Raw genomic sequence first — 24,044 nt, forward strand, 5'->3', positions numbered from 1 at the left:
ACCATGTCACTTACTCCAGCCGAGGTTGACCGCCTCATTGATACGCACTTCATGTTCGAGGCCACGGACGATGTCGAGGGCGTCCTGGCCAGCCTGGCCCCGGGCGCCGAACATCATGTGGTCCCGTCCCCGTACGGCATCGTTCGCGACGCCGGGAAAATCCGCGAGTTTTACGTCACCTTGTTCGGCGATCTGAAGGGCGAGGGCGTCACGCCTGTGCGCCGCCTCTATGGCGACGGCTTCGTCGTGGACGAGGCCATCTGGAACGGCCAGGTTGAGGATGGCCGGCTGTTCGGCTGCGCCGGCAAGAAGGGGCCTGTCAGCTTTCGTCTGCTGCATGTGTTCGAGTTCAGCGGCGACAAGATCAGCCGCGAGAATGTGTGGTGCGATTTGTCGGCAATCCAGCAACAGCTGGGTGCGAAAGTGTCCTGAGGAGATCGGCAATGAAAACTCCCGCCATCAACATTTCCACACCAAGGGCAGCAAGGGCACGCTTGGCACGCGCTGTCTTGCTCGTATCGTTCGGCTGGGCGGCGCTGGCAGCTTCGGCGCTGGCCGCCGGCAAGGGCGACGAGATCAGCCGGGGCCGCTACCTGATTGAAACGGCCGGCTGCAATGACTGCCACACGCCTGGGTATGCCGCCAAGGAGGGCAAGGTCGACGAGAAGCTCTGGCTGACCGGCGACGCGCTGGGGTGGGCCGGACCTTGGGGAACGACCTATGCGTCAAATCTCCGGCTTCTCCTGGCGGGCATGACGCAGAAGGAATGGCTGGCCCATGCGCGAACGATGAAGCCACGTCCTCCCATGCCGTGGTTCAACGTGCGTGCAATGACCGACAGTGACCTCAAAGCCATCTACGCCTACACCCGCTCGCTGGGGCCGGGCGGTGCGCCAGCGCCTGCCTATGTGCCCCCAGGCCAAAAGGCGACGGGGCCGGTGGTGCGGTTTCCAGAGTAGCACTGGCAGAAATCCGTCATCCCGGACCCCGGATCCAAGTCCGGGGCGAGTCCGATGCGGGGCATTGCGGCATTGCTAATGAAGGAGATGGCGCTGCCTTATCGTGCCAGCCCGCCGCGCTTGACGGCCTCGTCACACTCCGCGCGAAGTTTCTGCAGCTTGCCTTTCTCGGCATGAAAAACTTTGTCATCCAGCGTGCTGACGGCCTTTGTGCCGGAAAGCCCGGCGACGTGTGACGCCTGTTCGAGGGCGGTTTTGCAGGCGCGGAATTTGTCCCACGGGCTGGCGCCATCGGTGACGGTGGGCCATTGCATGCGTTGCCCATCCAGGGCGGCCCTGGTTAACCTCAGGCGTTGGACGTACTTCATGGCCTCGGGCTCAGCGGCCCCGACTGCATATTCATTCAGGATGTGCTGAGACCTGACGGCCAGGGCCAGCGCGTCCTGCTCGCCCCTGGTTTGCGCGTTGACCAGCGCAGAGGCCGAGAGCAGCAGAAGTGTCGGAAGGATTCGCATCACGCTGACCATACATGAGTTGAGGCTGAGTTGAGGCTGAGTTGAGATTAAGAGCCGCTAACAAAACCCAGCGAAGCGGTCCTGGCTAGACGTGCCGCCGCAGACAGTGCTGTAGCACGGCAAGGCGGCACAACGACGCCAGGAGGGTTTTGTTAGCGGCTCTAAGCCCCACGCGGCATGCCCATGTGGCATGGATGGTAGGTCGGAGGCGCAATGAGAACGTCCATAAAAAAAGACAGGCGAGGCCTGTCTTTTTGAGGGGTGGCAAGACGGCTTGCAGCCGTCGCGTGGCAATTACTTGCTGCCAGCCGCTTTCACGTCGGCCTTGGCTTCTGCCTTGACTGCGGTGGTTTCCGCACTGGCGGTGGCCTTGTCGGCTGCTGCCTTGATGCGGGTGGTGTCTACCTTGGTGTCGGCTTTGATGACGGCCTTGTCGGCTTTGACATCGGCCTGGGCATCGGTTTTTTCAGCTTTGGCGGTGGCCTTGGTTTTGCCTTCAGCGCCGGCCTTGTCGGCTTTGGCGTGTGCCTTGGCTTTGGTCGTTGCGGATTTGGTCAGGGCTTTGGTTTTCTTTTCAGCCGCGTTGGTTTCTGCCTTTTCAACCTTGACGTCAGCCTTGGCGTCCACCTTGGCTTCGCTGGTCACGGCCGCAGCAACAGACTTGTCGGCCTTGGCTTCTGCCTTGACGACGGCCGGTGTGGCAGGTGCCACGGGCGCAGGCGTCTGTGCAAATGCAGCGCCGGCAATCAGGGTGGTCATCAGGGTAGCGAGCAATTTGTTCATTAGAGTCCTTTGAATACAGTTGATAAACCGCCATGACTTCGCATGGCCACGTGTTCAACGGCGTACCCGGCGCACTGTTGACCTGTCTCACACAACGTTGCACCTCATAACTTAGCTTTACATTCGGCGCGTCTTTTGGCGGGCTTTATCAATGCATCCTTTTATGAATGGCGTGCTTTTTCCAGACGTTGCTGCGGCCATCGTTTCGCAGAGCAGGTCTGCACGTTACAAGATAGAGGCAAGGTGGGGGCGTGATGCCTTCGCAGAAAACAACCGAATTTTTGAACCGGGCATTGCCTAGCGCCAATGCATGCGCGCACCGAGCCGGGCCACAATGAATCAACGAAAGGCATCGATGAAACGAAGACTGTTGCTGACTTTGGCTATCTGGACGGCGTTGTGCGGAGCCGGTTTGTTGGCATGGCCGGATGCGCGCGCCCAGCCCAGCTACACGGTATCCAGCGAGCAATTGCAGGAGGCTGTAGCGCAGCGATTCCCGCGGCGTTACGCGATGGGTGGGCTGCTGGACCTGACCCTGCAGACGCCGCGCCTGCGCCTGCTGCCCGAGCAGAACCGCCTGGGCACCGAGATAGTGGTCGACGCGGCCGGCCCGGCCCTGGCGCGCAACTCTACCGGCACGTTCGACGTGGATTTTGCGCTGCGTTATGAGGCCAGCGACCAGTCGATACGCGCGCATCAGCTGCGCGTGAATTCACTGCGCCTGTCGGGCCTGCCGCCTGGCCCGGCTGCGGTGCTGGAGGCTTATGCGCCGGCCCTCGCCAACCAGACCTTGCTGGAAGTGGTGGTGCACAAGCTCAGGCCGCAGGACTTGATGCTGGCCGACGGCCTGGGGCTGGAGCCGGGCACGATCACGGTGACGGCCAAGGGGCTGGTGATTGGTTTTGTGACGAAGCAGCCGCGGTGAAAATGTTGGCTGATGTTGGCCAATGCGGGCTGTTGGCGCGGTGTCCCACAGTGTGGACGCCCCCATCCCTCTCATCTCCTTCCCCCGCTGGGGGAAGGCTGGGATGGGGGCTCGCGGCGTGGGCGTCGGGCTGCCGTGCTTATCTGGTCGCCGCTGGCCCCCACCCCAACCCWCCCCCAAAAGGGGAGGGAGCTTCTCGGGTTCTTGACTGAACCGTGTTGGGCTAGGGTCGATTTGATGCATGAATAAGCCGGTGACGGCAATACGGTTCGGTTAGCACACCGCGTGCAGTGCCGATCATCTCCTTCCCCCGCTGGGGGAAGGCCGGGATGGGGGCTCGCGGCGTAGGCGTCGGGCCGCCGTGCTTAGCTGTCGCCGCTGGCCCCCACCCCAGCCCTCCCCCAAAAGGGGAGGGAGCTTCACGGGTTCTTGACTGAAACGAATTGAACTGCATCGGGGCCAGAGGCAATACGGTTCAGTGAGCACACCGCATGCAGTGCCGATCGTCTCCTTCCCCCGCTGGGGGAAGGCTGGGATGGGGGCTCGCGGCGTGGGCGTCGGGCTGCCGTGCTTATCTGGTCGCCGCTGCGCCCTGCACCGCCCGGCGCAACGCCGCTCGCGCTAGCAGGCGCGTGGAGTCGAGCGTCGGCAGCGGAGAATTCGCGTCGTTCATGATCAAGGGGATCTCGGTGCAGCCGAGCACCACGGCGTCGCAGCCCTCATTTTTCATCCGCCCGATCACCCGCTGAAAACAGGCAACCGCCTCGGGCTTGAAGACGCCGCACACCAACTCGTCCATGATGATGCGGTTGATCTCGTCGCGCTCCGCATCGCTCGGGCGCATATAGGACAGCCCGCGCGCGGTGAGTTTTTGCGGATAGACCTCGCTGTCAACGAGCCAGCGGGTGCCGGTGATACCGATGCGGCGAAAGCCGCGCCGGGCAGCCTCTGCGGCAACGACTTCGGCGATGTGCAGCCAGGGCAGCGGCGAGCGCGGCTCGACGTCGGCAAACGCCTGGTGGATGGTGTTGTCGGGGCAGATCAGAAAATCGGCGCCGGCCGCGGCGAGCTTGCGGGCCGAGGACAGCATCAACTCGCCCACGCCTTGCATGTCGCCTGCGTCGAGGCAAGTCACGTAGTCGGCCAGCGAGTGGGTGTGCATCGACACCTCGGGGTGGGCGTGCGGGCCGAGCAGTTGCGCGCCTTCGATGCAGATGGTTTTATAACAAAGCGCTGCGCCTTCGGCGGAGCAGCCGACGATTCCGATGTGTTGGGGCATGACGGTGGTGTTTGGTGGGTGATGCAGGCGATTGATGGCGGCGAACGGCCAGGGTCACCAGATTATTGCGGCGGGCGGCGGGCGGTTCAAGGCCGGCTCAGTCGCGCACCAGCGTGGTCGACCGTGCGAAGGTGTAGGTCAGGCCGACGCCAACGCTGGTGCCCGCGGTTTTTTGCACCAGCGGGCTTGCCCGGTTGGCGGCGCCCGCAACGGAGTCGAGCCAGACGAAGCCGAAGAGGCGCAGGCTGGGCGTCATGTCGCGCGACACATTGGCCCCGAGGCGCCAGTTGATCAGCCCGCTTTCGGCCGTGTAGGCGGGGCGGCCTGCTGTGACATAGGCGGGCGCCACGCCGTAATACGTGTCGGCCAGGCGCCGGTTGCCCAGCACCGCGCCGGCGCTGGTGCCGTAGCGCCAGCCGCCGCTGCCGCGCCACTCGTAGATCAGCCGGGGCTCGAAGGAGATGCCCTTGTGGCTGAGCCTGTCGTCCAAGTCAAACACGCCGCGCAGCGCAAACTCGGCCCGCAGGCGACCATCGGCCGGCCCCTGGCCCAGGTGCCACTTGAGGCGGGGCCCGAACTCCACCAGGGTGCCCAGGTCGGGCATGCCGCGGCGCGCGTCCACTTCGTCCGAGCGGGAGCCAAAAGCGGCGGCAAAACCCACATCGAGCTCAAACTGCGGCGTGTTGAAGGCGCGCAGGCCCACGCTCTCGCGGTCGGCGCGGAAGTACTTGCCGCGGTAGATCAGGTAAGGCAGCGCCAGGCCGCGGCCCACGTTCTGCGACGCGCCCGGGTAGGCCTGCTGCGACATGCCCAGGCCCACCGCGCCGATTTCCCATAGCGGCAGCAACTCGCGCGCCCGTTCCTGCGCCTGCCCGGCCGTGGGCGCGGCCAGCAACCAGGCGGCAAGCGCACAGCCGCAGAGGGAAGGCTTGACTTTCAAGGAGGACTCCTGGCTGGACAAGGATGAAAGGAAAACATACCGCAGGGCAAAAGAAAATCATACTGCGGGCGACGCTGCTCCGGGCGTAGCTTCGGTAACATGATCACCATGTAACCAGACCGAATGAGAATTGGGAGCACGTAAAAGATGAGTCAGGCAACACAGAAAGTGGTCATCGCCGGCGGTGGCGTGATCGGCAGCGCACTCGCTTACTTTTTGGCAACGCACCCGCGCTTTCGCGGCGATGTGACCGTGGTGGAACGCGACCCGACCTATGCGCAAGCCTCTTCGGCGCTGTCGGCCAGCTCCATACGCCGGCAGTTCTCGGCGCCGGTGAACATTGCGATCTCGCAGTTCGGCATTGAGTTTTTGCGCAACCTCAAACAGCACCTGGCGGTGGACGGCGACGTGCCCGACATCGGCCTGACAGAAAAAGGCTATTTGTATTTGGCCACTGAAGCCGGTGCGGCCACCTTGCGCGAGAACCACGCCACCCAGCGTGCGCACGGCGTAGAGGTGGCGCTGCTGGAGCCGGCTGCGCTGCAGCAGCGCTTCCCCTGGCTGCAGGTGGATGACCTGGCGCTGGCCTCTTTGGGCCTGAATGGCGAAGGCTGGTTTGACGGCTACGGCTTGCTGATGGCCTTCAAGCAAAAAGCGCGCAGCCTGGGCGTGCAGTATGTGAAGGCGCAAGCCACCGGCTTTGCGCACAGCCAGGGCCGCGTGCATGCGGTGACGCTGGAAGGCGGCGCGCAACTGCCGTGCGACTGGGCGGTGAACGCGGCCGGCGCCTGGGCCCGGCCCCTGCTGGCCGGCACCGGGCTGGACCTGCCGGTGTATGGGCGCAGGCGCTGTGTGTATGCGTTTGCCAGCCCGGCCCAAACGCCCGATTGCCCGCTGGTGATTGACCCGAGCGGACTGTGGTTTCGCCCTGAAGGCGACATCTGGATTTGCGGCCTGCCGCCGCCGCAGGACGACAACGACGCGCCGCTGGAGGTCGACTACGAGCTGTTCGACCAGGCCTGGCTGACGCTGGCGCACCGGGTGCCGGGCTTTGAGGCCGTGCGCCAGCAGCGCGCCTGGGCCGGCTACTACGAGTACAACACCTTTGACCAGAATGCCCTGCTGGGGCCGCACCCGGCCCTGCCCAACCTGCTGCTGGCCAACGGCTTCAGCGGCCACGGCCTGCAGCAGGCGCCGGCCGTGGGGCGCGGCCTGGCCGAATGGATAAGCGACGGCGCCTACACCAGCCTGGACTTGTCGCCGCTGTCGGTGCAAAGGCTGGTGGAGGGGCGGGCCTTGCTGGAAAAAAATGTGATTTGAGGTGCTCCTTCTGCACCCGCTCCTCGCTCATTCCCTTGCTCTTGCTCCTTCCCGCCTTTGGGGGAAGGCTGGGATGGGGGCTCCCCGCAGCGTGCGCGAACGCGCTATCAAGCCCCATCCAGCCCAATCGCGACAGGCGCAAGCTGCCATGAAATAGATTGCGATTCTTGCGGGCCGCGTTGCCCCCATCCCCACCTTCCCCCAAAGGCGGGAAGGAGTAAAGCGGGGATGGCCCCTCAATGCATGCGCCGCCGGCCTTCCTCCTTCTTGCACCTTCCTCCCGCTCTTTCTCTTTCTCTTGCTCTTTCTTCTTGCTCCTTCCCGCCTTTGGGGGAAGGCTGGGATGGGGGCTCCCCGCAGCGTGCGCGAACGCGCTATTAAGCCCCATCCAGCCCAATCGCGACAGGCGCAAGCTGCCATGAAATAAATAGCGATTCTTGCGGGCTGCGCTGCCCCCATCCCCACCTTCCCCCAAAGGCGGGAAGGAGTAAAACGGCATGGCCTTGCCGGTGGTCGCGTGGCGAAAGCCGCTGCAGCGGTGCCGGGCCAGCTCATCTATCGGTTTGATGCGCCGTGCTGCGCGAAGACCACGGCAGCGGCTAGGCCGTACCCAGGTCGAGCGATTGAAGGCTGCAATCGAGCAGTGCCGGGTCGACCTCGCGCTCCAGCACATAAAACATGCCCTCAACAAAATCCATCAGACCGTCGGATGCGGCAATGGCGGCGTCGACATGGCCGTTGGCGACCGCGTCGATCACCGCGACATGCCCGTCCACCGTGCCCTGCAGATTGGTGTGGTTGGCCGTCTGCATGTGGTAGATCCAGCCGATGCGGCGGAAGATGGTATGCAGCGGCCGCAAGGTGCTTTCGACAAACGGCTCGTTGGCCGCCGCCAGGAACAGCTGGTCGATGCGCCGGTCAATCACGTTGAACTGGGCGATGGTCATATCGGCGCCATGCTCCATGAGCTGGCGCCGGATGTGCAGCATCTGGTTGCGCTGTGAGGCGCCCGAGCGCTCGGTGGCCAGGCGGATCACAAAGCGCTCCATGTCGCGGCGCAGGCGCAGCAACACGCGCTCGCGGGTCAGGTCGATAGGCGCGATCTGGATACCGTGGCGCGGCGACACCAGCATCAGCGTGTCGGCGGCCAGGCGGCTCACGGCCTGGTGCACCGGCGTGCGGCCATAACCGACCAGTGCCTGCAGTTCATGCATGGCAAGAAAGCGGCCCGGCTTGAGTTCGCAGCAGATCAGCAACTCCTCAAGGCGTTCATAGGCCAGGTCCGACAGGTTGACCTGGCTGCGGCGGCGCGGCGCTTCCTGGGCCGGCGCGGTGGCGGCGGCAACCAGCTTGGGACGGTGGCGCGGGGACGTGGCCATGAGGCTCCTTGAATTACCGGGACATTGAAGTGAATACAAATCAAAGCATACCCTGATATGCAAGCCATGGCTCGCTCACCTTGGGTAACTTCACCCGTAATTTCAGCCATCTTCGCTCGTTTTACGCTCAGATCATGGTACGGGTAAATACCGAGTCTTTTCGTGAAATATCACAGTATTCTTCAAAGCATCGGCAAAACCCGCAAGACGGTGCAACACCCTCCACCCCATGTCACATCCTCTTTTTGATCTGTCCGGCCGCACGGCCCTCGTCACCGGCTCTTCGCGCGGCCTGGGCCATGCGATTGCCGAAGGACTGGCCCAGGCCGGCGCCCGGCTGGTGCTCAATGGCATGGACACCGAACGCCTGGCGCTCGGCGCCGCGGCCCTGCGGGCCAAAGGCCACCATGTCGATGAGGCCGCTTTCGACGTCACGGACGAAGCCGCCGTCTGCGCAGGCTTTGCGCGCCTGGATGCCGCCGGCATCGAAATCGACATTCTGGTGAACAACGCCGGCATCCAGTTGCGCAAGCCGCTGGTCGAGCTGTCGCTGGCCGAATGGGACAAGGTGCTGAACACCAACCTCACCAGCGCCTTCCTGGTCGGCCGCGAAGCGGCCAAGCGCATGATCGCGCGCGGCCGCGGCGGCAAAGTCATCAACATCGGCTCGCTCACGAGCGAAGCCGCGCGCGCCACCGTCGCGCCCTACACGGCGGCCAAGGGCGGCATCAAGATGCTGACACGCGCCATGGCGGCCGAATGGGCGGAGCACGGCATCCAGGCCAATGCGATCGGGCCGGGCTACATGGCCACCGAGATGAACACCGCGCTGCTGGGCAACCCGGCGTTTGACGCCTGGGTCAAGGGCCGCACGCCTGCGCGTCGCTGGGGCCGGCCCGACGAGCTGGCCGGCACCGCGATCTGGCTGGCATCGAAAGCGTCGGAGTACGTCAACGGCCAGATCATTTACGTTGATGGCGGCATGCTGGCCGTGCTTTAGCCGCCTTTTCTTTCCTTCCCCCTGACCGTCCCCTTACTTTCCCTCTTACCGCCCCCTTTACCTTCCCCAACCAACCGACAGAGAGACAAATCATGAAGTTTCTGCGCACGCTCCTTCCCGCCACCGCGGTCACGCTCGCGGCCCTGACGCTCCCGGCCGCCGCCATCGCTGCGGACTACCCGACCCGGCCCATCGAAATGGTCGTGCCGTCGACCGCCGGCGGGGGCACCGACATCATGGCGCGCCTGTTTGCCGAGACCGCCAAAAAATATGTCACCCAGCCCATCGTGGTGAGCAACAAACCCGGCGTCAGCGGTGGCCTGGCGATGACCGAAGTGCAACGCGCGACGCCCGACGGCTACAAGATCGGCGTGCTGATTTCCGAGCTCGCGATCATCCCGCACCTGGGCATGACCAAGGTGACGACGAGCGACTTCATCCCGCTGGCGCGGCTCAACGGCGACCCCGGCCTGATCGCCGTGCGCGCCGAGTCGCCTTACCAGTCCATTGACGAGCTGCTGGCTGCCGCGCGCAAGCAGCCCGGCACGGTCACCATGGGCAATGCCGGTACCGGAACGATCTGGCACCTGGCGGCCGCAGCGGTGGAAGACAAGACCGGCGTCAAGTTCAACCACGTGCCCTTCCAGGGTGCGGCGCCCAGCGTGATGGCGCTGGCCGGCGGCCACGTCGATGCGATCACGGTCAGCCCCGCCGAGATCGGCTCTTTCGTCGCGGCCGGCAAGGTTCGCGTGCTGGTTTCCATGGCCGACCGCAAGCTGCCCGCGCCGTACGACAAGGTCGTGAGCTTCAAGGAAAAAGGCGTGGACCTGGTCGTCGGTACCTGGCGCGGCCTGGGCGTGCCGCTGAACACGCCGCCCGAGGTGGTGCAGTACCTGCGCGAAGCCAGCCGCAAGACCGGCGAAGACCCGGCCTTCCGCGAAGCGCTCCTGAAAGCCAACCTGCAGCCGGCCTACCTGGACGGCGAGCAGTTCCAGGTCTTCATGAACAGCCAGTCCGCTTACTTCAAGAAGCTGCTGGCCGGGCTCAACATCCAGAAATAAGCCAATAAGAGCCGCTAACAAAACCCAGCGAAGCGGTCCTGGCTAGGCGTGCCGCCGCAGACAGTGCTGTAGCACGGCAAGGCGGCGCAACGACGCAGGAGGGTTTTGTTAGCGGCTCTAAGCCAATAAGCCGCAGGGCCCGGCGCAAGCCCCGCCCTGCTGCCGGTCACCAGGAGAACCCAGAACCCGCACGGGTTCTCCTGGCTTTGCAATACAGCAATACCGACAACCCCAGCAGACAACCCCAGATCACCCGAGACCCATGGCCACCCTCATCACCGACGTCAAAGTCATCCTCACCGCGCCCGAAGGCATCAACCTCCTCGTCGTGAAGATCGAAACCAACCAGCCCGGCCTGCACGGCCTGGGTTGCGCAACCTTTGCGTACCGGCACCTGGCGGTGAAGTGCCTGGTCGAGGAGTACCTCAGGCCCCTGCTCATCGGCCGCGATGCCGAGGCGATCGAGGAGCTCTGGCAGTTGATGCACCAGAACGCCTACTGGCGCAACGGCCCGATCGAAAACAACGCGATCTCGGGCGTGGACATGGCGCTCTGGGACATCAAGGGCAAGCTGGCCGGCATGCCGCTGTACCAGCTGTTCGGCGGCAAGGTGCGCGCAGGCGTGCCGATCTACCGCCACGCCGATGGCCGCGATCTGGCCGAGCTGTGCGACAACATCCAGAAATACCGTGAGCAGGGCATCACACACATCCGCTGCCAGAGCGGGGGCTACGGCGGCGGAGGCTTTGGCGCCGCACCGGGCAGCGCACCCCGGGGCGCACCCGACGGCATCTACCTCGACAGCCGCAAATACATGCGCGAGACGCTCAAGCTCTTTGAGGGCATACGCAACAAGGTCGGCTACGAGGTCGAGCTCTGCCACGACGTGCATGAGCGGCTCAAGCCAGTCGATGCGATCAGCTTTGCCTGCGAACTGGAGCGCTTCGAGCTGTTCTTTCTGGAGGATGCCATCCCGCTCGAAGAAGGCAACTGGCTGCGCCAGCTGCGCGCCAAAACCAACATTCCGCTAGCGCAGGGGGAGCTCTTCAACAACCCGTACGAGTGGAAGTTCCTGATCACCGAACAGCTGATCGATTACATCCGCGTGCACCTGAGCCAGATCGGCGGCATCACGCCGGGCCGCAAGCTGCAGATCTTTGCCGAGCAGTTTGGCGTACGCACCGCCTGGCACGGGCCGGGCGACATGTCGCCGCTGGCCCATGCGGCGAACATCCACATCGACCTGGCCGCGCGCAATTTCGGCATACAGGAATGGTCCGGCACCGAGCCGCCCAACTTTGTCATCCAGGAACTCAAGGGACCGCGTGAAGCGCTGCTCGACGTCTTCCCGGGCCTGCCGGAGTTCCGTCATGGCCATGTCTATGCCAACGACAAGCCCGGCCTGGGTGTCGACCTCGACGAAGCCGAGGCGGCTAAATACCCGTGCGAAAACACCGTCACCACCTGGACGCAAACGCGACTCGCCGACGGGACCTTGCAGACTCCCTGAGCGGCGCAAGTGCGCCTGGTGCACGTCAATAAGCAGCGCCGGTTGCGCTGCCCCCATCCCTGCCTTCCCCCAAAGGCGGGAAGGGGTAACACGGGGACGGCTTGCGGCAGGCGCCGACGGAGGGGCGGGCCTTGCTGGAAAGGAATGTGTGCCCCTCTTGCTCTTTCTTCCTGCTTTGCTCTTTCTCCTTCCCGCCTTTGGGGGAAGGCAGGGATGGGGGCAGCGCATTGTTGACCTGCGGTCCGGCCTTCGACAAGCTCAGGACAGGTCGAGCTCAAGGGAACCTGGCGACTTCTCTTTGCCGGGGCCTCAGTTTTCGGCCAACTCATACCCCGTACTCCGCCCGCCACCCTCCAGCTTACGCAACATTCCGCGCGCCAGCGGAGTTCGGACCGGTTGCGCGTTTACCGGTCTGAGCCAGGCCGGCCCCTGTTCGTTCGGCACCCAACACCTCACTGCCCGGCGTCATCTGCCTCGCGCAGCAAACGCATGCCCACCAGGGTGTAGCGGGTCTGCGGTGAGTTCCAGTTGCGGTAGCTGCAGCGGGCGTACAGCGACCAGGTGTGCCAGGAGCCGCCACGGCGCACACGCACGCTTCCCGCGTCGGGGCCGGGCGGGTCGTTCAGGGGTGACTTGGCGTAATAGGCGTCATCGTGCCAGTCAGCCGTCCATTCCCAGGCGTTGCCCAGCATGTCGTACAGCCCCAGCGCATTGGGTTTGAAACTGCCAACCGGGGCGGTGAAGGCATGGCCGTCGTGGCCTTGCAGCGCATACGCCTGCCAGGCCGGCCAGTTTTTGGCGGCATCGGCATCAAAGGTATTGGCCCATTGCAGCAGCGACTGCGGATCGTTGCCGCCGAAGTAGCGCGTGGGCGAACCGGCGCGGCAGGCGTACTCCCATTCGGCTTCTGTGGGCAGGCGGTAGCGGGTGCCTTCGTGCTTGCTCAGCCACTTGCTCATGGCCACGGCGTCGTTCCAGGTCACGTTGAGAACCGGATGCGCATCGCCCTGTGCGAAGCCGGGGTTGCGCCACGAGTACTTCGGGTCGCGCCCCTCAAAGGCATCGCCGCGTGCTGATGTGGCGGGGTCGTAGGCGGGGTTGTAGCCATAGCCGCCGGTGCCGTCGGCGATGGATTCGGGCGTGTAGCCCGAGGCCTCGATGAATCGACGGAACTGGCCCACCGTGACCTCATGCTGGCCCAAGTAAAAAGGCCGCGTGATGCGCACCCGGTGCACGGGCGCTTCGTCGGCAAGGTCTGTCAGGCGCTTGCGCTGGTAAGCCGGATAGTCGCGCGCCAGGGCGTCGGGCGACTCGTCGCTGCCCATCAGGAATTCACCGGCCGGCACCAGCACAAACTTCATGCCCAGTGAATTTTCGATGACGCGCGGAGCGGGCGGCCCCGGCGGCGTGGGCGGCATGCGTTGCGAGGAGCAGGCCGACAGGAGAAAACCGGTGGTCAGTAAAAAAACCGAAGCGTAGGTGCGCATGGTGTGGGTGGAATACGCTCAGCGGAGCAACGTGGACCACTCTAACCCAGGGTGATGGGCGCAATCCTTCATGGCGCGGCTTGGGTCGGTGCATTCACCCGCGCTGCAGCCAGCGCCGGCTCATCACCGCGCTCAGCCAAGGCGAGCTTGGCAAATTCAAGGGCCAGGAAATCGATCAGCTCGCGCACTGCCGGCAGCAGGCCGCGGCGCGACGGAAACACTGCATGCACAATGCCCGCCCGCGGCCGCCAATGGGGCAGCAGGTCGACCAGCAGCCCCTGCGCCAGGTCTTGCCGCACCATCATCGTCGGCAGCTGCAGCACGCCGACGCCTTGCAGCGCGGCCAGGCGCAAGGCCAGCCGGTCGTCGCTGATGAGGCGCGGCGTGTGGTGCACCACCGCGCTGGCGCCGTTGGGGCCCACCAGGTGCCAGGCGTGCTCGCGGTGCGGCGGGCCTTCGTCGAGGCTGGGCAGGCTGGCCAGATCGGCCGGCAGCAGTGGCGCGACCAGGCCCCTGGCCTGGAGCAGCCCGGGGCTGGCCACCAGGCGCTGTGTGCTGTCGCCCAGCACGCGCATGACGAGGTCGGTGTCTTCGAGCGGCGGAAAGCGCACGCGAATGGCGATGTCAAAACCCTCACCGATCACGTCGACGCGCCGGTTGGTGCTCTCCAGCTGCACCTGCACGCGCGGGCAGGCGGCCATGAAGCGCGCCAGGACGTCACCGAGCTGGTAGTCGAGCAGGGCCGTGGGGCAGCTCATGCGCACGGTGCCCTGCGGCTCGGAACTGACCCGGTCGATCACCTCCTGCGCCGCGTTGGCCTCGACCAGCATGGCCAGGCAATGCCGGTAGTACTCCTGGCCGATCTCGGTGACGGCAAAGCGACGGGTCGAGCGCTGGATCAGGCGCACGCCCAGGCGCTCTTCCAGCAGAGCGACGCGCCGGCTCAGCTTGGACTTCGGGCTATTGAGCGCGCGGCCTGCGGGCGCAAAGCCCTGGTGCTCGACCACCTGCACAAAGTAATAAAGATCGTTGAGGTCCTGCATGCCGTCATTGTTCCTCAAATAGAACGCTGATGGCAAATTTAGCCAACTACCGGATTCATCGTTCCGGGAATATCTTTCGTTCATGGCAGTTTTTTTCTGCGGTCACTTTTCAAGGAGCAGGTCATGAAGAAGGTTCTGGGTATTTACAGCAGCCCCCGCCCCCACTGGGTGGGAAACGGTTTTCCGGTGCGCTCGCTCTTCAGCTACGACACGCTGGGCCAGCATGTGAGCCCGTTTTTGCTGCTCGACTACGCCGGTCCGGCGGAGTTCAAGCCGGCCGGCACACCCGGTGAGCGGCGCGGTGTGGGCACGCACCCGCACCGGGGGTTTGAGACCGTGACCATCGTCTACAAGGGCGAAGTCGCGCACCAGGACTCCAGCGGCAGCGGCGGTGTGATCGGCCCGGGTGACGTGCAGTGGATGACGGCAGCCTCGGGCATCCTGCACGAGGAGTTTCATTCGCCCGCGTTCACGCAGCAGGGCGGCACGCTGGAGATGGTGCAGCTGTGGGTGAACCTGCCCGCCAAAGACAAGATGGCCGCGCCGCGCTACCAGGGCATCGTGGATGCGCAGATCCCGTCGGTAGCCTTGCCTGATGCGGCGGGCAGCGTGCGCGTCATCGCCGGGAGTTACGAAGGCGCGCCGGGACCCGCCCAGACCTTCACGCCCATCAATGTCTGGGATGTGCGGCTGGGCCAGGGCAAAGAGGCCGCACTGACCCTGCCGCCAGGCCACACGGCCGCCATCGTGGTGCTGCACGGCACGGTGCTGGTCAACGGCGAGGTGGTGCGTGAAGCGCAGATGGCGCTGCTGGAGCGCGAGGGCGATGGCTTGAGCCTGGAGGCGAACAGCGACGCCACGCTGCTGGTGCTGAGCGGCGAGCCGATCAACGAGCCCATCGTGGGCCATGGCCCCTTCGTGATGAACACGCAGGCCGAAATCGCCACCGCCATCAACGACTTCAACGCCGGCCGCTTCGGGCGGATCAGCCAGACGGCGCACTGAGCAAGCGGACCCGGCCCTGCGAGGGGCCGGGTCACTCTGCCCCGCCTGCGGGCGGGTTTCCCCGGGCATCTCGCCCATCGCCCAGCCGGGCTTTGTCACCTTGTCAATCAACCCTTGTTTATCACTTCAGGAGAATAGCCATGTCAAATCCATACCGTCGCCTCGACAAAAGCCAGGCCGCCGTGTTGCTGGTCGATCACCAGGCCGGCCTGTTGTCGCTGGTGCGCGACATCGAGCCGGACAAGTTCAAGAACAACGTGCTGGCTGTGGCCGACATCGCCAAGTACTTCAAGCTGCCCACCGTGCTGACCACCAGCTTTGAGGACGGCCCCAACGGCCCGCTCGTGCCCGAGCTGAAGCAGACGCTGCCCGATGCGGCCTTCATTCCGCGGCCGGGCCAGATCAATGCCTGGGACAACGAGGACTTCGTCAAGGCCGTCAAGGCGACCGGGCGCAAGCAGCTCATCATTGCCGGCGTGGTGACCGAAGTCTGCGTGGCCTTCCCCGCACTGTCGGCACTGGCCGAGGGCTTTGAGGTGTTCGTGGTGACCGATGCGTCGGGCACCTTCAATGAGATCACCCGCCACTCGGCCTGGAACCGAATGTCGGAAGCGGGCGCACAGCTGATGACCTGGTTTGGCCTGGCCTGCGAGCTGCACCGCGACTGGCGCAACGACGTGGAAGGCCTGGGCACCCTGTTTGCCAACCACATTCCCGACTACCGCAACCTGATGACCAGCTACAGCGCGGTCAAGGCATCGAAGTAATACCCACCACCACCGGGCCTGCTGCGGGCCTTCCTGACGAGCGCAAGCAGCACTTTTCAGGGGCCGCGGAGGACGGCGGGTCCATTTGCCCAGCAGCCGGTTTGCCTGTTTCTATTTGAGACTCGCGAGCTGGGCCGAAGAAGCTGCGCTGCCCAGCATGATGAAGGCACCGGCCAGGGCCAGGTTCTTGAAGAAGTGCAGCAGCTGGTTGCGCTGGTCCTGCGGGATGGCGCGCCAGAAGGCGTGGGCCAGGAAGGCGTCCACCACCAGGAAGAGCGCTGCCGCCAGCGCCAGCCAGCGGACCTGCCATCCGAACATCAAGGCCAGGCCGGCCGAGACCTCGACGGCGCCAATGGCGGCCTGGACATGGTTGCGTTGCCGCAGTGAATCGATGAGGTGGGCCGCGCCGGGCCCGACGAAAGCCAGGGCCAGCAAGACCCGGCCGAGGGTGAAAACGGTGAGGAGTTGCATGGTGAGGGTGGTCTGGGTTGAAGATGAGGTTCTTGGCGCCGTACCGTTCGGGCTGAGCTTGTCGAAGCCTGGTCGTGCGATCCGACCTCTCGACAAGCTCTGGGAGAACGGCAGCAAGGCGCCTGCCACGCTTTCTATGAAGGGCTCCCTAAGCCGCAGAGGCTCAGGCCACCTGGCGCACGGTGGGCTTGAGCATGTCGGCGATGCCGATGCGGTGCGCAAACTCTTCGCGCACGCGTTCCGCCACCTCGGTCACGGCGCCGGCGCCGTCGTCAATGAAATCGATCATTGCGCGGAAGGGCCGGGTGCCGTGCGGCAGGCCCACGATGCGGGCGATCTCGTCGGCCACGGCTTGCGGGTCGGCGTGGTCGGGCGTCAGCGCTGACAGCCGCGCGCCCACCTGGTCCATCACGCCGTCGTACCGCGCATAGGCGCCAGCGGTGGCCTGGTCGGCGGGTTTGCCGGCGTTGGGGAAGTGCGCCGTGCCGCGGGTGAAGGCGCCGGGTACGACGATGGAGGTTTCGATGCCGAAGCGGGCCAGCTCGTAGGACATGGTGACCGCCATCGAATCCATCGCGGCCTTGGCGGCCGCATAAGGGCCGAGGAAGGGCGGGAAGCCGCCGCGCACCGTGGTGCTGCTGACCCACAGGACGAGGCCGGCTTCCTTCTGCCGCATGCCCGGCAACACGGCGCGGTTGACGCGCTGGCTGCCGAGGAAGTTGGTGTCCATGACCTTGATGATTTCTTCCGGCGTGAAGGCCTCGGTGGGGCCAACCACCAGGTGGCCGGCGTTGTGCACGACGACGTCGAGGCGGCCCTGTTCGGCCAGGATGTGGACCACGGCGGCGTCTGCCGAGGCCTGCGACAGCACATCGAGTTCGACGGCGCGCAGGTCCAGGCCGCTGGCAAAACTCCAGTCGCGCAGCTCGCGCACCTTGGGAGCATTGCGGCCTTCGGTGTCGCGCATGCTCGCGTACACGGTGTGGCCGGCCTGGGCCAGGGCGCGGGAGGTGAGGTGGCCAATGCCGGTGGAGGCGCCGGTGACGAGGATGACGGATTTCATGATGGGTGTCTTTCTGAAAATGGTTTGAACAAAGGTTGTTGAAAAGGAATTGAAGTAAGGGGAATCAGGCGCTGCGGGAAATTCGGTGCTGGGCGGCGTGCGCCGTCCAGGCCGCGACCGAGCCCAGCAGCACGGCGCCGGCCAGTTCGGCGAACGAAGCCAGCGTGGGCGGCAGGTGCGAGGCGAAGAAGGCGATCAGGCCGAGGAAATAACTGACGACGTTGCTGAGCACCGGCAGCGCGCGCAGCGACACCACGACGACGGCGACGGCAAACACCACCAGCGGCAGCGCCAAGGCGCCCAGCGAAGGCGCAAGCGCCTTCAGGGCCAGCGCGGCGGCGATGCCAAAGCCCAGGCCCAGCAGCACGCAGGTAGCGTTGACCGCAGCGTCACGCGCGGTGAGACCTCGCGTGAAGAAGGCCACCCAGCCGATGAACATGGCCCAGACGGGCAAGGCGAAGCTGGCGCTGAGGCTGGCTGCCAGCGCGGCCGTGACGGCGGCGGCGATGGTGAGCATGAGGAACAGCGCGGGGGAGGCGCGACGTACGGCAGAGGTATTGGCAGATGTCATTGAGGAACTCCGTGAAATGTCGGCGGGCAGGTAGCGCAGTGAAAAGCTGCGGCTTGCTTCAAACGACGCCGCCGTTGGCGCGGAGCGTCTGCCCATTGATCCAGCCTGCGTTCTCGCTGACAAGAAAGGCAACGGCGCTGGCAATGTCATCAGGCGTACCCAGGCGCTCCAGCGGCGCCATCTTCGACATGCGCTCAATCGTTTCCGGCGTCTTGCCGTCCAGGAACAAGGCGGTGGCCGTGGGGCCGGGTGCGATGGCGTTGACGCGGATGTTCTTGCCGCGCAGCTCTTTGGCCATGATGTTGGTGAAGGTTTCCACCGCGCTCTTGGTGGCGCCGTACACCGCATAGCCGGGCAGGGCCAGGCCGATCACGCTGGTCGAGAAGTTAACGATGCGCCCGCCCTGCTGCAGGCGGGCGCCGGCTTCGCGCAGGGTGTTGAAGGTGCCCTTGACGTTGACCGCGAAGAGGCGGTCAAAGGTGTCGTCGTCGGTGTCGGCCAGCTGCGGCAGGGTGGGCGGCATGATGCCGGCGTTGTTGATGAGCACGTCGACGCGGCCGAAGGCCTTGATGGTTTCGTCAAACAGGGCTTTGACGGCTGCGGAACTCGACACGTCGGCCTGCACGGCGACGGCTTTGCCGCCAGCGGACGTGATGGATTGCACCACGGCCTGGGCTTCGCCGGCCTTGCCGGCGTAGTTGACGACGACGGCGTAGCCTTCTTTGGCCAGACGCTGGGCTATGGCGGCGCCAATGCCACGCGAAGCGCCGGTGACGATGGCAACTTGGGTGACTGGGTTGGCTTGGGTAAGCTGATTTGCTGAAGCGGTCATTTGGAACTCCTGAGATTGATAAAGATTGGTTGGCTCTGACCGCCCGAGACGCCTGGTGTGTTGTGCGCTTTAGTGAGTCAGTGAAGGTATTGTTCTATTCAATCCTGATGCGATAAATACCGTAAAATTGCCTTCACTGTTCAATTAACGCCAACAATGACATGAGTCAGCAAACTAACTCTCCAAGCAAGCAGGGGCCGCGGAACCGGCTTTGCCGGGCCGCAGGCGCAGCGGCCCCCGAGGGGCTGGAGCCTGCGGCTCCAAAGCTGCTTGAGCAGCTTTGGACAGGCGACAGAGGCGAAGCGTCTCGCGAGCCGCGGCCTGCAAGGCCTCGGGAGTTACACGCAGTGAACGACCGTGGGGGCTACTAACCAATGGATCGGTTCCATTCCATGCAGCTCTTCACCCGCATCGTGGAGCTGGGCAGTTTCACCAAGGCGGCCGACGACCTGCAGCTGCCGCGCGCCACGGTGACGCATGCGGTGCAGCAACTCGAAAAGCGCCTGGGCGCGCGGCTCTTGCACCGCACCACACGCCATGTGAGCCCCACGCAGGACGGCGCGGCTTACTACGAACGCTGCCTGCGCCTCCTGACCGATCTGGAAGAGGCCGAATCGGCTTTCGTCAACGTGGGCAGCAAGCCCCGGGGCAAGCTGCGCGTGGACCTGCACGGCACGCTGGCCAAGCACTTTTTGCTGCCGGTCATTGGGCAATTCTTTGAGCGCTACCCCGACATCGAGCTCGAAATCGGCATGGGCGACCGGCTGGTGGATCTGGTGCGCGAGGGCGTGGACTGCGTGCTGCGCGTGGGCGAGCTGACGGAGTCCAGCATGGTGGGGCGCCGCGTGGCCTTACTGGAGCAGGTCACCTGCGCCAGCCGCGAGTACCTGGCCCGGCACGGCACGCCCGATACGGTAGAGGCGCTCCGCGGGCACCGCGCCGTCAACTTCCTCTCGACCCGCACCGGCAAACCTTTGCCCTTTGACTTCCTCGTGGAGGGTGCTGAGCGCCAGCTGCAGCTCAAGGGCTCGGTGGCGGTGACCGACGCCGACGCATATGCGGCCTGCTGCGCCGCGCACCTGGGCCTGATCCAGGTGCCGCGCTACCACGTGGCGGCGCGGCTGAAAGAAGGCACGCTGGTGGAGGTGCTGCCGGCCTTCCGGCCCGCGCCCATGCCGGTGTCTGTGCTGTACCCGCACTCGCGCCAGCTGTCACCGCGCGTGCGGGTGTTTGTGGACTGGCTGGCCGATGTGATGGGGCGGGCCGGCTAGCGGTGACGATTGCACCGGCTTTCGCGCCACCACAAGGAGCCGGTCAATGCCACCTCCGGCCACTTCCAGCCACTTCCAGCCACTTCTGGCCGCTTTAGGAAGGCCATCGGCGGCATCGTGCTCCGCCTTTGAATTCAACCTTCATCCGTGCTGCCGAGCACGCGGTGCAGCGCTTCCACGAAGCGCTGCAACTCGGCTTTCCGGGTGTAGACATGCGGCGAAACCCGCAAGCCTTCGATCGACCCTGCGCAGCGGTACTTCACGTGCACCTGGTGCCTGTCCCGTAGTTCGCGCTCGACATGCCTCATGTCGGCGCCGGCAATCGAGAACAGGCTGACCGCGGCGAGCCGCTCATCGTCGAGCGGTGTATGCAGCCTGAACCCCCGGATGCCGCGAGCCAGTGCCACCCAATAGCGGGTCAACTCGCGCAAGCGGGCGTGCATGGCCTGGACACCGACTTCGCGGTGAATCTCGATGGCAGGGGCGATCCCCGCCTGCAGGGCGGAGTTGTAAGTCCCGAGGTTCCAGTGGTCGAACTTGTCGATGCGATCCGGCACGTCTTCGAACGGTGCCATCAACGGCCAGGTGGATGCGATGCGGTCGCGGCGCGCGATCAACATGCCGTTTCCAACGGGAGCCCCCAGCCACTTGTGGAGGCTGGTGACGAAGAAGTCGCAGCCCAGCGAACGGAAGCTGACGGGCATTTGCGCGAAGGTCTGCGCGCCGTCGACCAAAGACAGCACACCGCGTTCGCGCGCCAGCTCGCACAGACGCTCAGCGGGAAGCACGCGCCCGGTCCAATGCAGCATGTGCGTCAGCTGCATCACGCGCGTTCGGGCCGTCAACGCAGACGCGTAGGCGCTCACGATGGCGTCGTCATCGGCTAGCGGATCAAAGCGCACTGTCACGACCCGGATGCCCTCCCGTGAGGCACGCTGCTGCCAGCCGCCGAGGGCACTCGGATAGTCCCACTCGGAGACCACCACTTCGTCGCCAGGCTGCATGGTCACGCCGAAGATGACCGTGCTGAGTCCCTCCGTCGAGTTCCGGTTGAGCGCGATCTCCGCAGGGTCGCAATCGACCAGGGCCGCAAGCGCGCCCTTGACCGAAGGCAGGTTCGCGTCGAGCCGGGTCCACATGTTGACGTCCGGGTTGCGGCTGACCAGGCGAAAGGCCTCGATCACCGCCTGCTCGACGGCCCGTGGTGGAGGGCTGACGGCCGCGTTGTTCAGATTGAGCAGCGGCTCTTGCGCCGGATAGCGCGCACGCACCTGCTCCCAGTACGCCTCGTTGTCGCGTTGAAGTTCTTGCATCTGTCGGTTCGCTCCTGTGGTGAGCAGGCAATAGTGCCCCGGCTGGCGCGCAAGATGATGTGCTTGTGCGGGTTGCCGCTGGCACAAGCTGCCGTACTTGCCCCCTTTGTCAGCTCCGCGCAGATTGGAGCATCACCGGCAACGCCTCCATCGCGCTCAGCTTCTCCATCACCAACCCAATGAACGCCGACACCGCCAACGGCAGGTGCCGCCGGCTCGGGTACAGCACGCTCAGGCCCTGGCTCGTGCGCTGGTAGCGCGGCAGCACCGGCACGAGCAGGCCGGCCTGGATGTCGAGCCTGGCCATGGTGGGCGGCAGCAGCGCGATGCCGAGGCCGGCCAGGGCGGCTTTGCGCAGCGCCTGGGCGGTGTTGCCGCTGAAGCGGCCGGCCACCTGCACTTCCTCCTCCACCCCATCGGGGCCGGTCAGGCGCCAGGTGGTGCGGCCGCTGGGGTGGGCGGAGGTCACGCAGTCGTGGGTCGCCAAATCCTGCAGCGTGCCGGGCGCACCACGCGCGGCGATGTAGGCGGGGCTGGCCACCATGCCGTCGCTGCGGGCGCCGAGGAGCTGGCGGCCGACGTAGCCCGAGTCGCGCAGCGGTCCGCCGCGAAACGCGACGTCGATCTGCTCGGCAATCAAATCGGCCTGGGCATCACTGAGCACGAAGTCGAGCCGCACCCGCGGATGCGCGGCCAGAAAGTCAGCCACCCATTCCATCGGGAAGAAGTCGAAGAAATCAGCCATCGCCGCCACGCGCACCAGGCCACTGGGTTCCTGGCTGCCCGTCATCAACTCCTGGCCGGCTTCGACCAGCCCGTCGACCGCGCCTGCGCAGCGCTCGTGGAAGGCCTGGCCGGCGCTGGTCAGCGTGAGCTTGCGGGTGGAGCGCTGCATCAGCCGCGTGCCGAGCCGGGCTTCGAGCTGCTGGATGCGCCGGCTCACGGTGTTGGGAGGCAGGCCCAGCCGCCGCGCCGCCTCGGCAAAACTGCCGCAGCGCACCACCTGCACAAACATGGCAATGTCATTGAGGTCGAGCATGATGGGAAATTACTTCTATTACTTCCATTGGTGGATGAGTGCAATCCAATTGTCCCGTCTAGTAATGTAATTGATGCAATCCTAAACTTCCGGGCATTGGGGCCGCAAGGCCCTTCAACGCCGCAAGGCACACGCAAGGACATCGCTTTCCCATGACCTCTTCCTCTTCCTCTTCTGTTTCTCCTGCGCAGCACCGCATCGTCTGGGGCATTCGCATTCTTCTGGCACTGGCTTTCGGCGCGGCAGGCATCGCCAAGCTGGCCGGCGTGCCGCAAATGGTCCAGGTGTTCGACGCGATCGGCTTCGGCCAGTGGTTTCGCTACCTGACGGGTGCGGTCGAAGTCGTGGGCGCCGTGCTGCTGCTCGTGCCTGCGGCCAGCTTCTTCGCGAGCCTGCTGCTGACCGCGACCATGGTCGGCGCGGTGGCGACGCATCTCGTGCTGATTGGCGGCAGCCCCGTGCCTGCGTTGGTACTGGGCCTGCTGTCGGCCTTCGTGGCCTGGCGGCAGCGGCCGGTGCCCCGGTTGGCTACGGCGGGTTGATGCACTGCACACACTGCACATCTTCTTTCCCTTTTTCTTTCCCTTTTCACCGATCTCTTTTCAGGAGCACCCCATGACCACCGTCGTCGCCACCAAAGCGCGCGCCATCGTCTACCGCACGCGCGGCAGCACCCATGGGCCGATCACGCGGCTCGTGAGCCCTGGCGACCTGGGCGAGTTCCTCAAACCCTTCGTGTTCCTCGATCTGTTCGGCTTCCAGCCCGCGGCCGGCCACAAGGGCTTCGGCATGCACCCGCACTCGGGCATCGCGACGCTGACCTTCATGATCGAAGGCGACGTCGGTTATGAAGACACAACCGGCAAGACGGGCGTGCTCCCGGCCGGCGGCGTGGAATGGATGCGCGCCGGCAACGGCGTGTGGCACACCGGCGCGCCGGTCAGCGACTCGCCGGTGCTGGGCTTCCAGCTCTGGGTGGCGTTGCCGGCATCGGAAGAAAACGCGCCGGCCGAGAGCATTTACCTCTCGCCCGAACAGGTGCCGCAGGAAGGCCCGGCCCGCGTTCTGCTCGGCCGCTACGGCGCGGCGCAAAGTCCCATTCCGGCGCCGGCGGCCATGAACTACCTGGCTGTGCGCCTGAAGGACGGCGAGCGCTGGCGCTACACGCCGCCCGCCGGTCACACGGTGGGCTGGGTCGCGGTCAACGCGGGCCGGCTCGATGCGGGCGACAGCACGGGCGGCCCGATCGGCACGGGCGAGCTCGCGGTGTTCGAGGAATCCGGTGAGGCCATCGACTTCGTCGCCCACGGCGACACGGCGTTCGTTCTGGGCTCGGCCGTGAAGCATCCGCATGATCTGGTGATGGGCTACTACTCGGTGCACACGAGCCAGGCGGCGCTGGCCCAAGGCGAGGCCGAGATCCAGCGCATCGGCACGCGTCTGCGGCAAGAGGGACGGCTGGCCCGGCGGTGATGTTTCAATAGCTTATTACCGCGATACAAGTGAATCGT

25 protein-coding genes are annotated in these 24,044 nt (G+C 65.2%); 12 read left to right on the plus strand and 13 right to left on the minus strand.

The annotated features are described in order from the left end of the window. The first annotated feature begins 3 nt into the window (after positions 1–3). Both AC1DS5_RS01755 and AC1DS5_RS01760 read left to right on the plus strand, forming a co-directional pair. Positions 4–432, plus strand: a complete 429-nt coding sequence (locus AC1DS5_RS01755) for a nuclear transport factor 2 family protein (protein ID WP_477716521.1) — start codon at positions 4–6, stop codon at positions 430–432. An 11-nt stretch (positions 433–443) separates the two neighbouring features. Beyond that, on the plus strand, positions 444–959 hold the full coding sequence (locus AC1DS5_RS01760; RefSeq protein ID WP_477716522.1) for a c-type cytochrome: 516 nt from the start codon (positions 444–446) through the stop codon (positions 957–959). A 98-nt stretch (positions 960–1,057) separates the two neighbouring features. On the opposite strand, the gene AC1DS5_RS01765 is transcribed toward AC1DS5_RS01760, so the two are convergent. After that, entirely contained in the window at positions 1,058–1,474 is a 417-nt protein-coding gene (locus tag AC1DS5_RS01765) for a hypothetical protein (RefSeq protein ID WP_477716523.1), read from the minus strand. Between the two features lie 294 nt (positions 1,475–1,768). Further along, positions 1,769–2,257: a hypothetical protein gene (locus tag AC1DS5_RS01770; protein ID WP_477716524.1), complete on the minus strand. Its 489-nt coding sequence runs from the start codon at positions 2,255–2,257 to the stop codon at positions 1,769–1,771. 355 nt (positions 2,258–2,612) lie between these two features. Here AC1DS5_RS01770 and AC1DS5_RS01775 point away from each other — a divergent pair, with 355 nt between their 5' ends. Then, a complete protein-coding gene (locus tag AC1DS5_RS01775) occupies positions 2,613–3,182 on the plus strand; it encodes a DUF1439 domain-containing protein (protein ID WP_477716525.1) in 570 nt (189 codons plus the stop codon). 571 nt (positions 3,183–3,753) lie between these two features. On the opposite strand, the gene AC1DS5_RS01780 is transcribed toward AC1DS5_RS01775, so the two are convergent. Beyond that, positions 3,754–4,461, minus strand: a complete 708-nt coding sequence (locus AC1DS5_RS01780) for an aspartate/glutamate racemase family protein (protein WP_477716526.1) — start codon at positions 4,459–4,461, stop codon at positions 3,754–3,756. 97 nt (positions 4,462–4,558) lie between these two features. Beyond that, positions 4,559–5,401, minus strand: a complete 843-nt coding sequence (locus AC1DS5_RS01785) for a MipA/OmpV family protein (RefSeq protein ID WP_477716527.1) — start codon at positions 5,399–5,401, stop codon at positions 4,559–4,561. A 147-nt stretch (positions 5,402–5,548) separates the two neighbouring features. On the opposite strand from AC1DS5_RS01785, the gene AC1DS5_RS01790 reads away from it, so the two are divergent. Next, a complete protein-coding gene (locus AC1DS5_RS01790; RefSeq protein ID WP_477716528.1) occupies positions 5,549–6,721 on the plus strand; it encodes an NAD(P)/FAD-dependent oxidoreductase in 1,173 nt (390 codons plus the stop codon). Positions 6,722–7,320: 599 nt separating this feature from the next. Here the strand turns inward: AC1DS5_RS01790 and AC1DS5_RS01795 are convergent. After that, positions 7,321–8,100: a GntR family transcriptional regulator gene (locus AC1DS5_RS01795; protein ID WP_477716529.1), complete on the minus strand. Its 780-nt coding sequence runs from the start codon at positions 8,098–8,100 to the stop codon at positions 7,321–7,323. Between the two features lie 229 nt (positions 8,101–8,329). On the opposite strand from AC1DS5_RS01795, the gene AC1DS5_RS01800 reads away from it, so the two are divergent. The 3 genes from AC1DS5_RS01800 to AC1DS5_RS01810 all read left to right on the plus strand — a co-directional run bounded on the left by AC1DS5_RS01800 (position 8,330) and on the right by AC1DS5_RS01810 (position 11,671). Further along, positions 8,330–9,100 carry an SDR family oxidoreductase gene (locus AC1DS5_RS01800; protein ID WP_477716530.1) on the plus strand — a complete coding sequence of 257 codons (771 nt, stop codon included), beginning with the start codon at positions 8,330–8,332 and terminating at the stop codon, positions 9,098–9,100. 92 nt (positions 9,101–9,192) lie between these two features. Beyond that, positions 9,193–10,161: a tripartite tricarboxylate transporter substrate binding protein gene (locus AC1DS5_RS01805; RefSeq protein ID WP_477716531.1), complete on the plus strand. Its 969-nt coding sequence runs from the start codon at positions 9,193–9,195 to the stop codon at positions 10,159–10,161. A 262-nt stretch (positions 10,162–10,423) separates the two neighbouring features. Next, on the plus strand, positions 10,424–11,671 hold the full coding sequence (locus tag AC1DS5_RS01810; protein WP_477716532.1) for an enolase C-terminal domain-like protein: 1,248 nt from the start codon (positions 10,424–10,426) through the stop codon (positions 11,669–11,671). 452 nt (positions 11,672–12,123) lie between these two features. Here the strand turns inward: AC1DS5_RS01810 and AC1DS5_RS01815 are convergent, their stop codons facing one another. Next, a complete protein-coding gene (locus tag AC1DS5_RS01815; protein ID WP_477716740.1) occupies positions 12,124–13,089 on the minus strand; it encodes a formylglycine-generating enzyme family protein in 966 nt (321 codons plus the stop codon). A gap of 137 nt (positions 13,090–13,226) precedes the next feature. Further along, complete coding sequence (locus AC1DS5_RS01820; RefSeq protein ID WP_477716533.1) at positions 13,227–14,201, minus strand: LysR family transcriptional regulator; 975 nt, start codon at positions 14,199–14,201, stop codon at positions 13,227–13,229. Between the two features lie 123 nt (positions 14,202–14,324). On the opposite strand from AC1DS5_RS01820, the gene AC1DS5_RS01825 reads away from it, so the two are divergent. Together AC1DS5_RS01825 and ycaC are read left to right on the plus strand one after the other, a co-directional pair. Beyond that, the gene (locus AC1DS5_RS01825; RefSeq protein WP_477716534.1) at positions 14,325–15,206 is read left to right on the plus strand and encodes a pirin family protein; all 882 of its coding nucleotides are present in this window, start codon (positions 14,325–14,327) and stop codon (positions 15,204–15,206) included. Positions 15,207–15,346: 140 nt separating this feature from the next. Next, positions 15,347–15,973: an isochorismate family cysteine hydrolase YcaC gene (ycaC, locus tag AC1DS5_RS01830; protein ID WP_477716535.1), complete on the plus strand. Its 627-nt coding sequence runs from the start codon at positions 15,347–15,349 to the stop codon at positions 15,971–15,973. 111 nt (positions 15,974–16,084) lie between these two features. Here ycaC and AC1DS5_RS01835 read toward each other — a convergent pair whose 3' ends face one another. From AC1DS5_RS01835 to AC1DS5_RS01850, 4 genes are all read right to left on the minus strand, one after another. Further along, complete coding sequence (locus tag AC1DS5_RS01835; RefSeq protein WP_477716536.1) at positions 16,085–16,444, minus strand: hypothetical protein; 360 nt, start codon at positions 16,442–16,444, stop codon at positions 16,085–16,087. Between the two features lie 163 nt (positions 16,445–16,607). Continuing rightward, positions 16,608–17,507 (minus strand): SDR family oxidoreductase, encoded by a 900-nt coding sequence (locus AC1DS5_RS01840; protein WP_477716537.1) that lies wholly within the window; start codon positions 17,505–17,507, stop codon positions 16,608–16,610. 64 nt (positions 17,508–17,571) lie between these two features. Continuing rightward, on the minus strand, positions 17,572–18,078 hold the full coding sequence (locus AC1DS5_RS01845) for a DUF1097 domain-containing protein (RefSeq protein ID WP_477716538.1): 507 nt from the start codon (positions 18,076–18,078) through the stop codon (positions 17,572–17,574). Between the two features lie 58 nt (positions 18,079–18,136). Further along, positions 18,137–18,910, minus strand: coding sequence for a glucose 1-dehydrogenase (locus AC1DS5_RS01850; RefSeq protein ID WP_477716539.1), 774 nt, complete (start codon positions 18,908–18,910; stop codon positions 18,137–18,139). 374 nt (positions 18,911–19,284) lie between these two features. Between AC1DS5_RS01850 and AC1DS5_RS01855 the strand changes: the two genes are divergently transcribed. Beyond that, the gene (locus tag AC1DS5_RS01855) at positions 19,285–20,181 is read left to right on the plus strand and encodes a LysR family transcriptional regulator (RefSeq protein ID WP_477716540.1); all 897 of its coding nucleotides are present in this window, start codon (positions 19,285–19,287) and stop codon (positions 20,179–20,181) included. A 134-nt stretch (positions 20,182–20,315) separates the two neighbouring features. Here the strand turns inward: AC1DS5_RS01855 and AC1DS5_RS01860 are convergent, their stop codons facing one another. Both AC1DS5_RS01860 and AC1DS5_RS01865 read right to left on the minus strand, forming a co-directional pair. Beyond that, positions 20,316–21,494: an aminotransferase class V-fold PLP-dependent enzyme gene (locus AC1DS5_RS01860; protein ID WP_477716541.1), complete on the minus strand. Its 1,179-nt coding sequence runs from the start codon at positions 21,492–21,494 to the stop codon at positions 20,316–20,318. Positions 21,495–21,603: 109 nt separating this feature from the next. After that, positions 21,604–22,533: a LysR family transcriptional regulator gene (locus tag AC1DS5_RS01865; protein WP_477716542.1), complete on the minus strand. Its 930-nt coding sequence runs from the start codon at positions 22,531–22,533 to the stop codon at positions 21,604–21,606. Between the two features lie 152 nt (positions 22,534–22,685). Between AC1DS5_RS01865 and AC1DS5_RS01870 the strand changes: the two genes are divergently transcribed. Together AC1DS5_RS01870 and AC1DS5_RS01875 are read left to right on the plus strand one after the other, a co-directional pair. Then, positions 22,686–23,075: a DoxX family protein gene (locus AC1DS5_RS01870; protein WP_477716543.1), complete on the plus strand. Its 390-nt coding sequence runs from the start codon at positions 22,686–22,688 to the stop codon at positions 23,073–23,075. A 73-nt stretch (positions 23,076–23,148) separates the two neighbouring features. Next, entirely contained in the window at positions 23,149–24,006 is an 858-nt protein-coding gene (locus AC1DS5_RS01875; RefSeq protein ID WP_477716544.1) for a pirin family protein, read from the plus strand. Positions 24,007–24,044 lie beyond the last annotated feature (38 nt).

This window comes from Polaromonas sp. P4_H1 (genome assembly GCF_056400945.1).

Excerpts from the sequence above, each read along its gene's own strand:
- AC1DS5_RS01755 (WP_477716521.1), top strand. The coding sequence starts at position 4 with ATGTCACTTACTCCAGCCGAGGTTGACCGCCTCATTGATACGCACTTC.
- AC1DS5_RS01760 (WP_477716522.1), top strand. The coding sequence starts at position 444 with ATGAAAACTCCCGCCATCAACATTTCCACACCAAGGGCAGCAAGGGCA.
- AC1DS5_RS01765 (WP_477716523.1), bottom strand. The coding sequence starts at position 1,474 with ATGCGAATCCTTCCGACACTTCTGCTGCTCTCGGCCTCTGCGCTGGTC.
- AC1DS5_RS01770 (WP_477716524.1), bottom strand. The coding sequence starts at position 2,257 with ATGAACAAATTGCTCGCTACCCTGATGACCACCCTGATTGCCGGCGCT.
- AC1DS5_RS01775 (WP_477716525.1), top strand. The coding sequence starts at position 2,613 with ATGAAACGAAGACTGTTGCTGACTTTGGCTATCTGGACGGCGTTGTGC.
- AC1DS5_RS01780 (WP_477716526.1), bottom strand. The coding sequence starts at position 4,461 with ATGCCCCAACACATCGGAATCGTCGGCTGCTCCGCCGAAGGCGCAGCG.
- AC1DS5_RS01790 (WP_477716528.1), top strand. The coding sequence starts at position 5,549 with ATGAGTCAGGCAACACAGAAAGTGGTCATCGCCGGCGGTGGCGTGATC.
- AC1DS5_RS01795 (WP_477716529.1), bottom strand. The coding sequence starts at position 8,100 with ATGGCCACGTCCCCGCGCCACCGTCCCAAGCTGGTTGCCGCCGCCACC.
- AC1DS5_RS01800 (WP_477716530.1), top strand. The coding sequence starts at position 8,330 with ATGTCACATCCTCTTTTTGATCTGTCCGGCCGCACGGCCCTCGTCACC.
- AC1DS5_RS01805 (WP_477716531.1), top strand. The coding sequence starts at position 9,193 with ATGAAGTTTCTGCGCACGCTCCTTCCCGCCACCGCGGTCACGCTCGCG.
- AC1DS5_RS01810 (WP_477716532.1), top strand. The coding sequence starts at position 10,424 with ATGGCCACCCTCATCACCGACGTCAAAGTCATCCTCACCGCGCCCGAA.
- AC1DS5_RS01815 (WP_477716740.1), bottom strand. The coding sequence starts at position 13,089 with ATGCCGCCCACGCCGCCGGGGCCGCCCGCTCCGCGCGTCATCGAAAAT.
- AC1DS5_RS01820 (WP_477716533.1), bottom strand. The coding sequence starts at position 14,201 with ATGCAGGACCTCAACGATCTTTATTACTTTGTGCAGGTGGTCGAGCAC.
- AC1DS5_RS01825 (WP_477716534.1), top strand. The coding sequence starts at position 14,325 with ATGAAGAAGGTTCTGGGTATTTACAGCAGCCCCCGCCCCCACTGGGTG.
- ycaC (WP_477716535.1), top strand. The coding sequence starts at position 15,347 with ATGTCAAATCCATACCGTCGCCTCGACAAAAGCCAGGCCGCCGTGTTG.
- AC1DS5_RS01835 (WP_477716536.1), bottom strand. The coding sequence starts at position 16,444 with ATGCAACTCCTCACCGTTTTCACCCTCGGCCGGGTCTTGCTGGCCCTG.
- AC1DS5_RS01840 (WP_477716537.1), bottom strand. The coding sequence starts at position 17,507 with ATGAAATCCGTCATCCTCGTCACCGGCGCCTCCACCGGCATTGGCCAC.
- AC1DS5_RS01845 (WP_477716538.1), bottom strand. The coding sequence starts at position 18,078 with ATGACATCTGCCAATACCTCTGCCGTACGTCGCGCCTCCCCCGCGCTG.
- AC1DS5_RS01850 (WP_477716539.1), bottom strand. The coding sequence starts at position 18,910 with ATGACCGCTTCAGCAAATCAGCTTACCCAAGCCAACCCAGTCACCCAA.
- AC1DS5_RS01855 (WP_477716540.1), top strand. The coding sequence starts at position 19,285 with ATGGATCGGTTCCATTCCATGCAGCTCTTCACCCGCATCGTGGAGCTG.
- AC1DS5_RS01860 (WP_477716541.1), bottom strand. The coding sequence starts at position 21,494 with ATGCAAGAACTTCAACGCGACAACGAGGCGTACTGGGAGCAGGTGCGT.
- AC1DS5_RS01865 (WP_477716542.1), bottom strand. The coding sequence starts at position 22,533 with ATGCTCGACCTCAATGACATTGCCATGTTTGTGCAGGTGGTGCGCTGC.
- AC1DS5_RS01870 (WP_477716543.1), top strand. The coding sequence starts at position 22,686 with ATGACCTCTTCCTCTTCCTCTTCTGTTTCTCCTGCGCAGCACCGCATC.
- AC1DS5_RS01875 (WP_477716544.1), top strand. The coding sequence starts at position 23,149 with ATGACCACCGTCGTCGCCACCAAAGCGCGCGCCATCGTCTACCGCACG.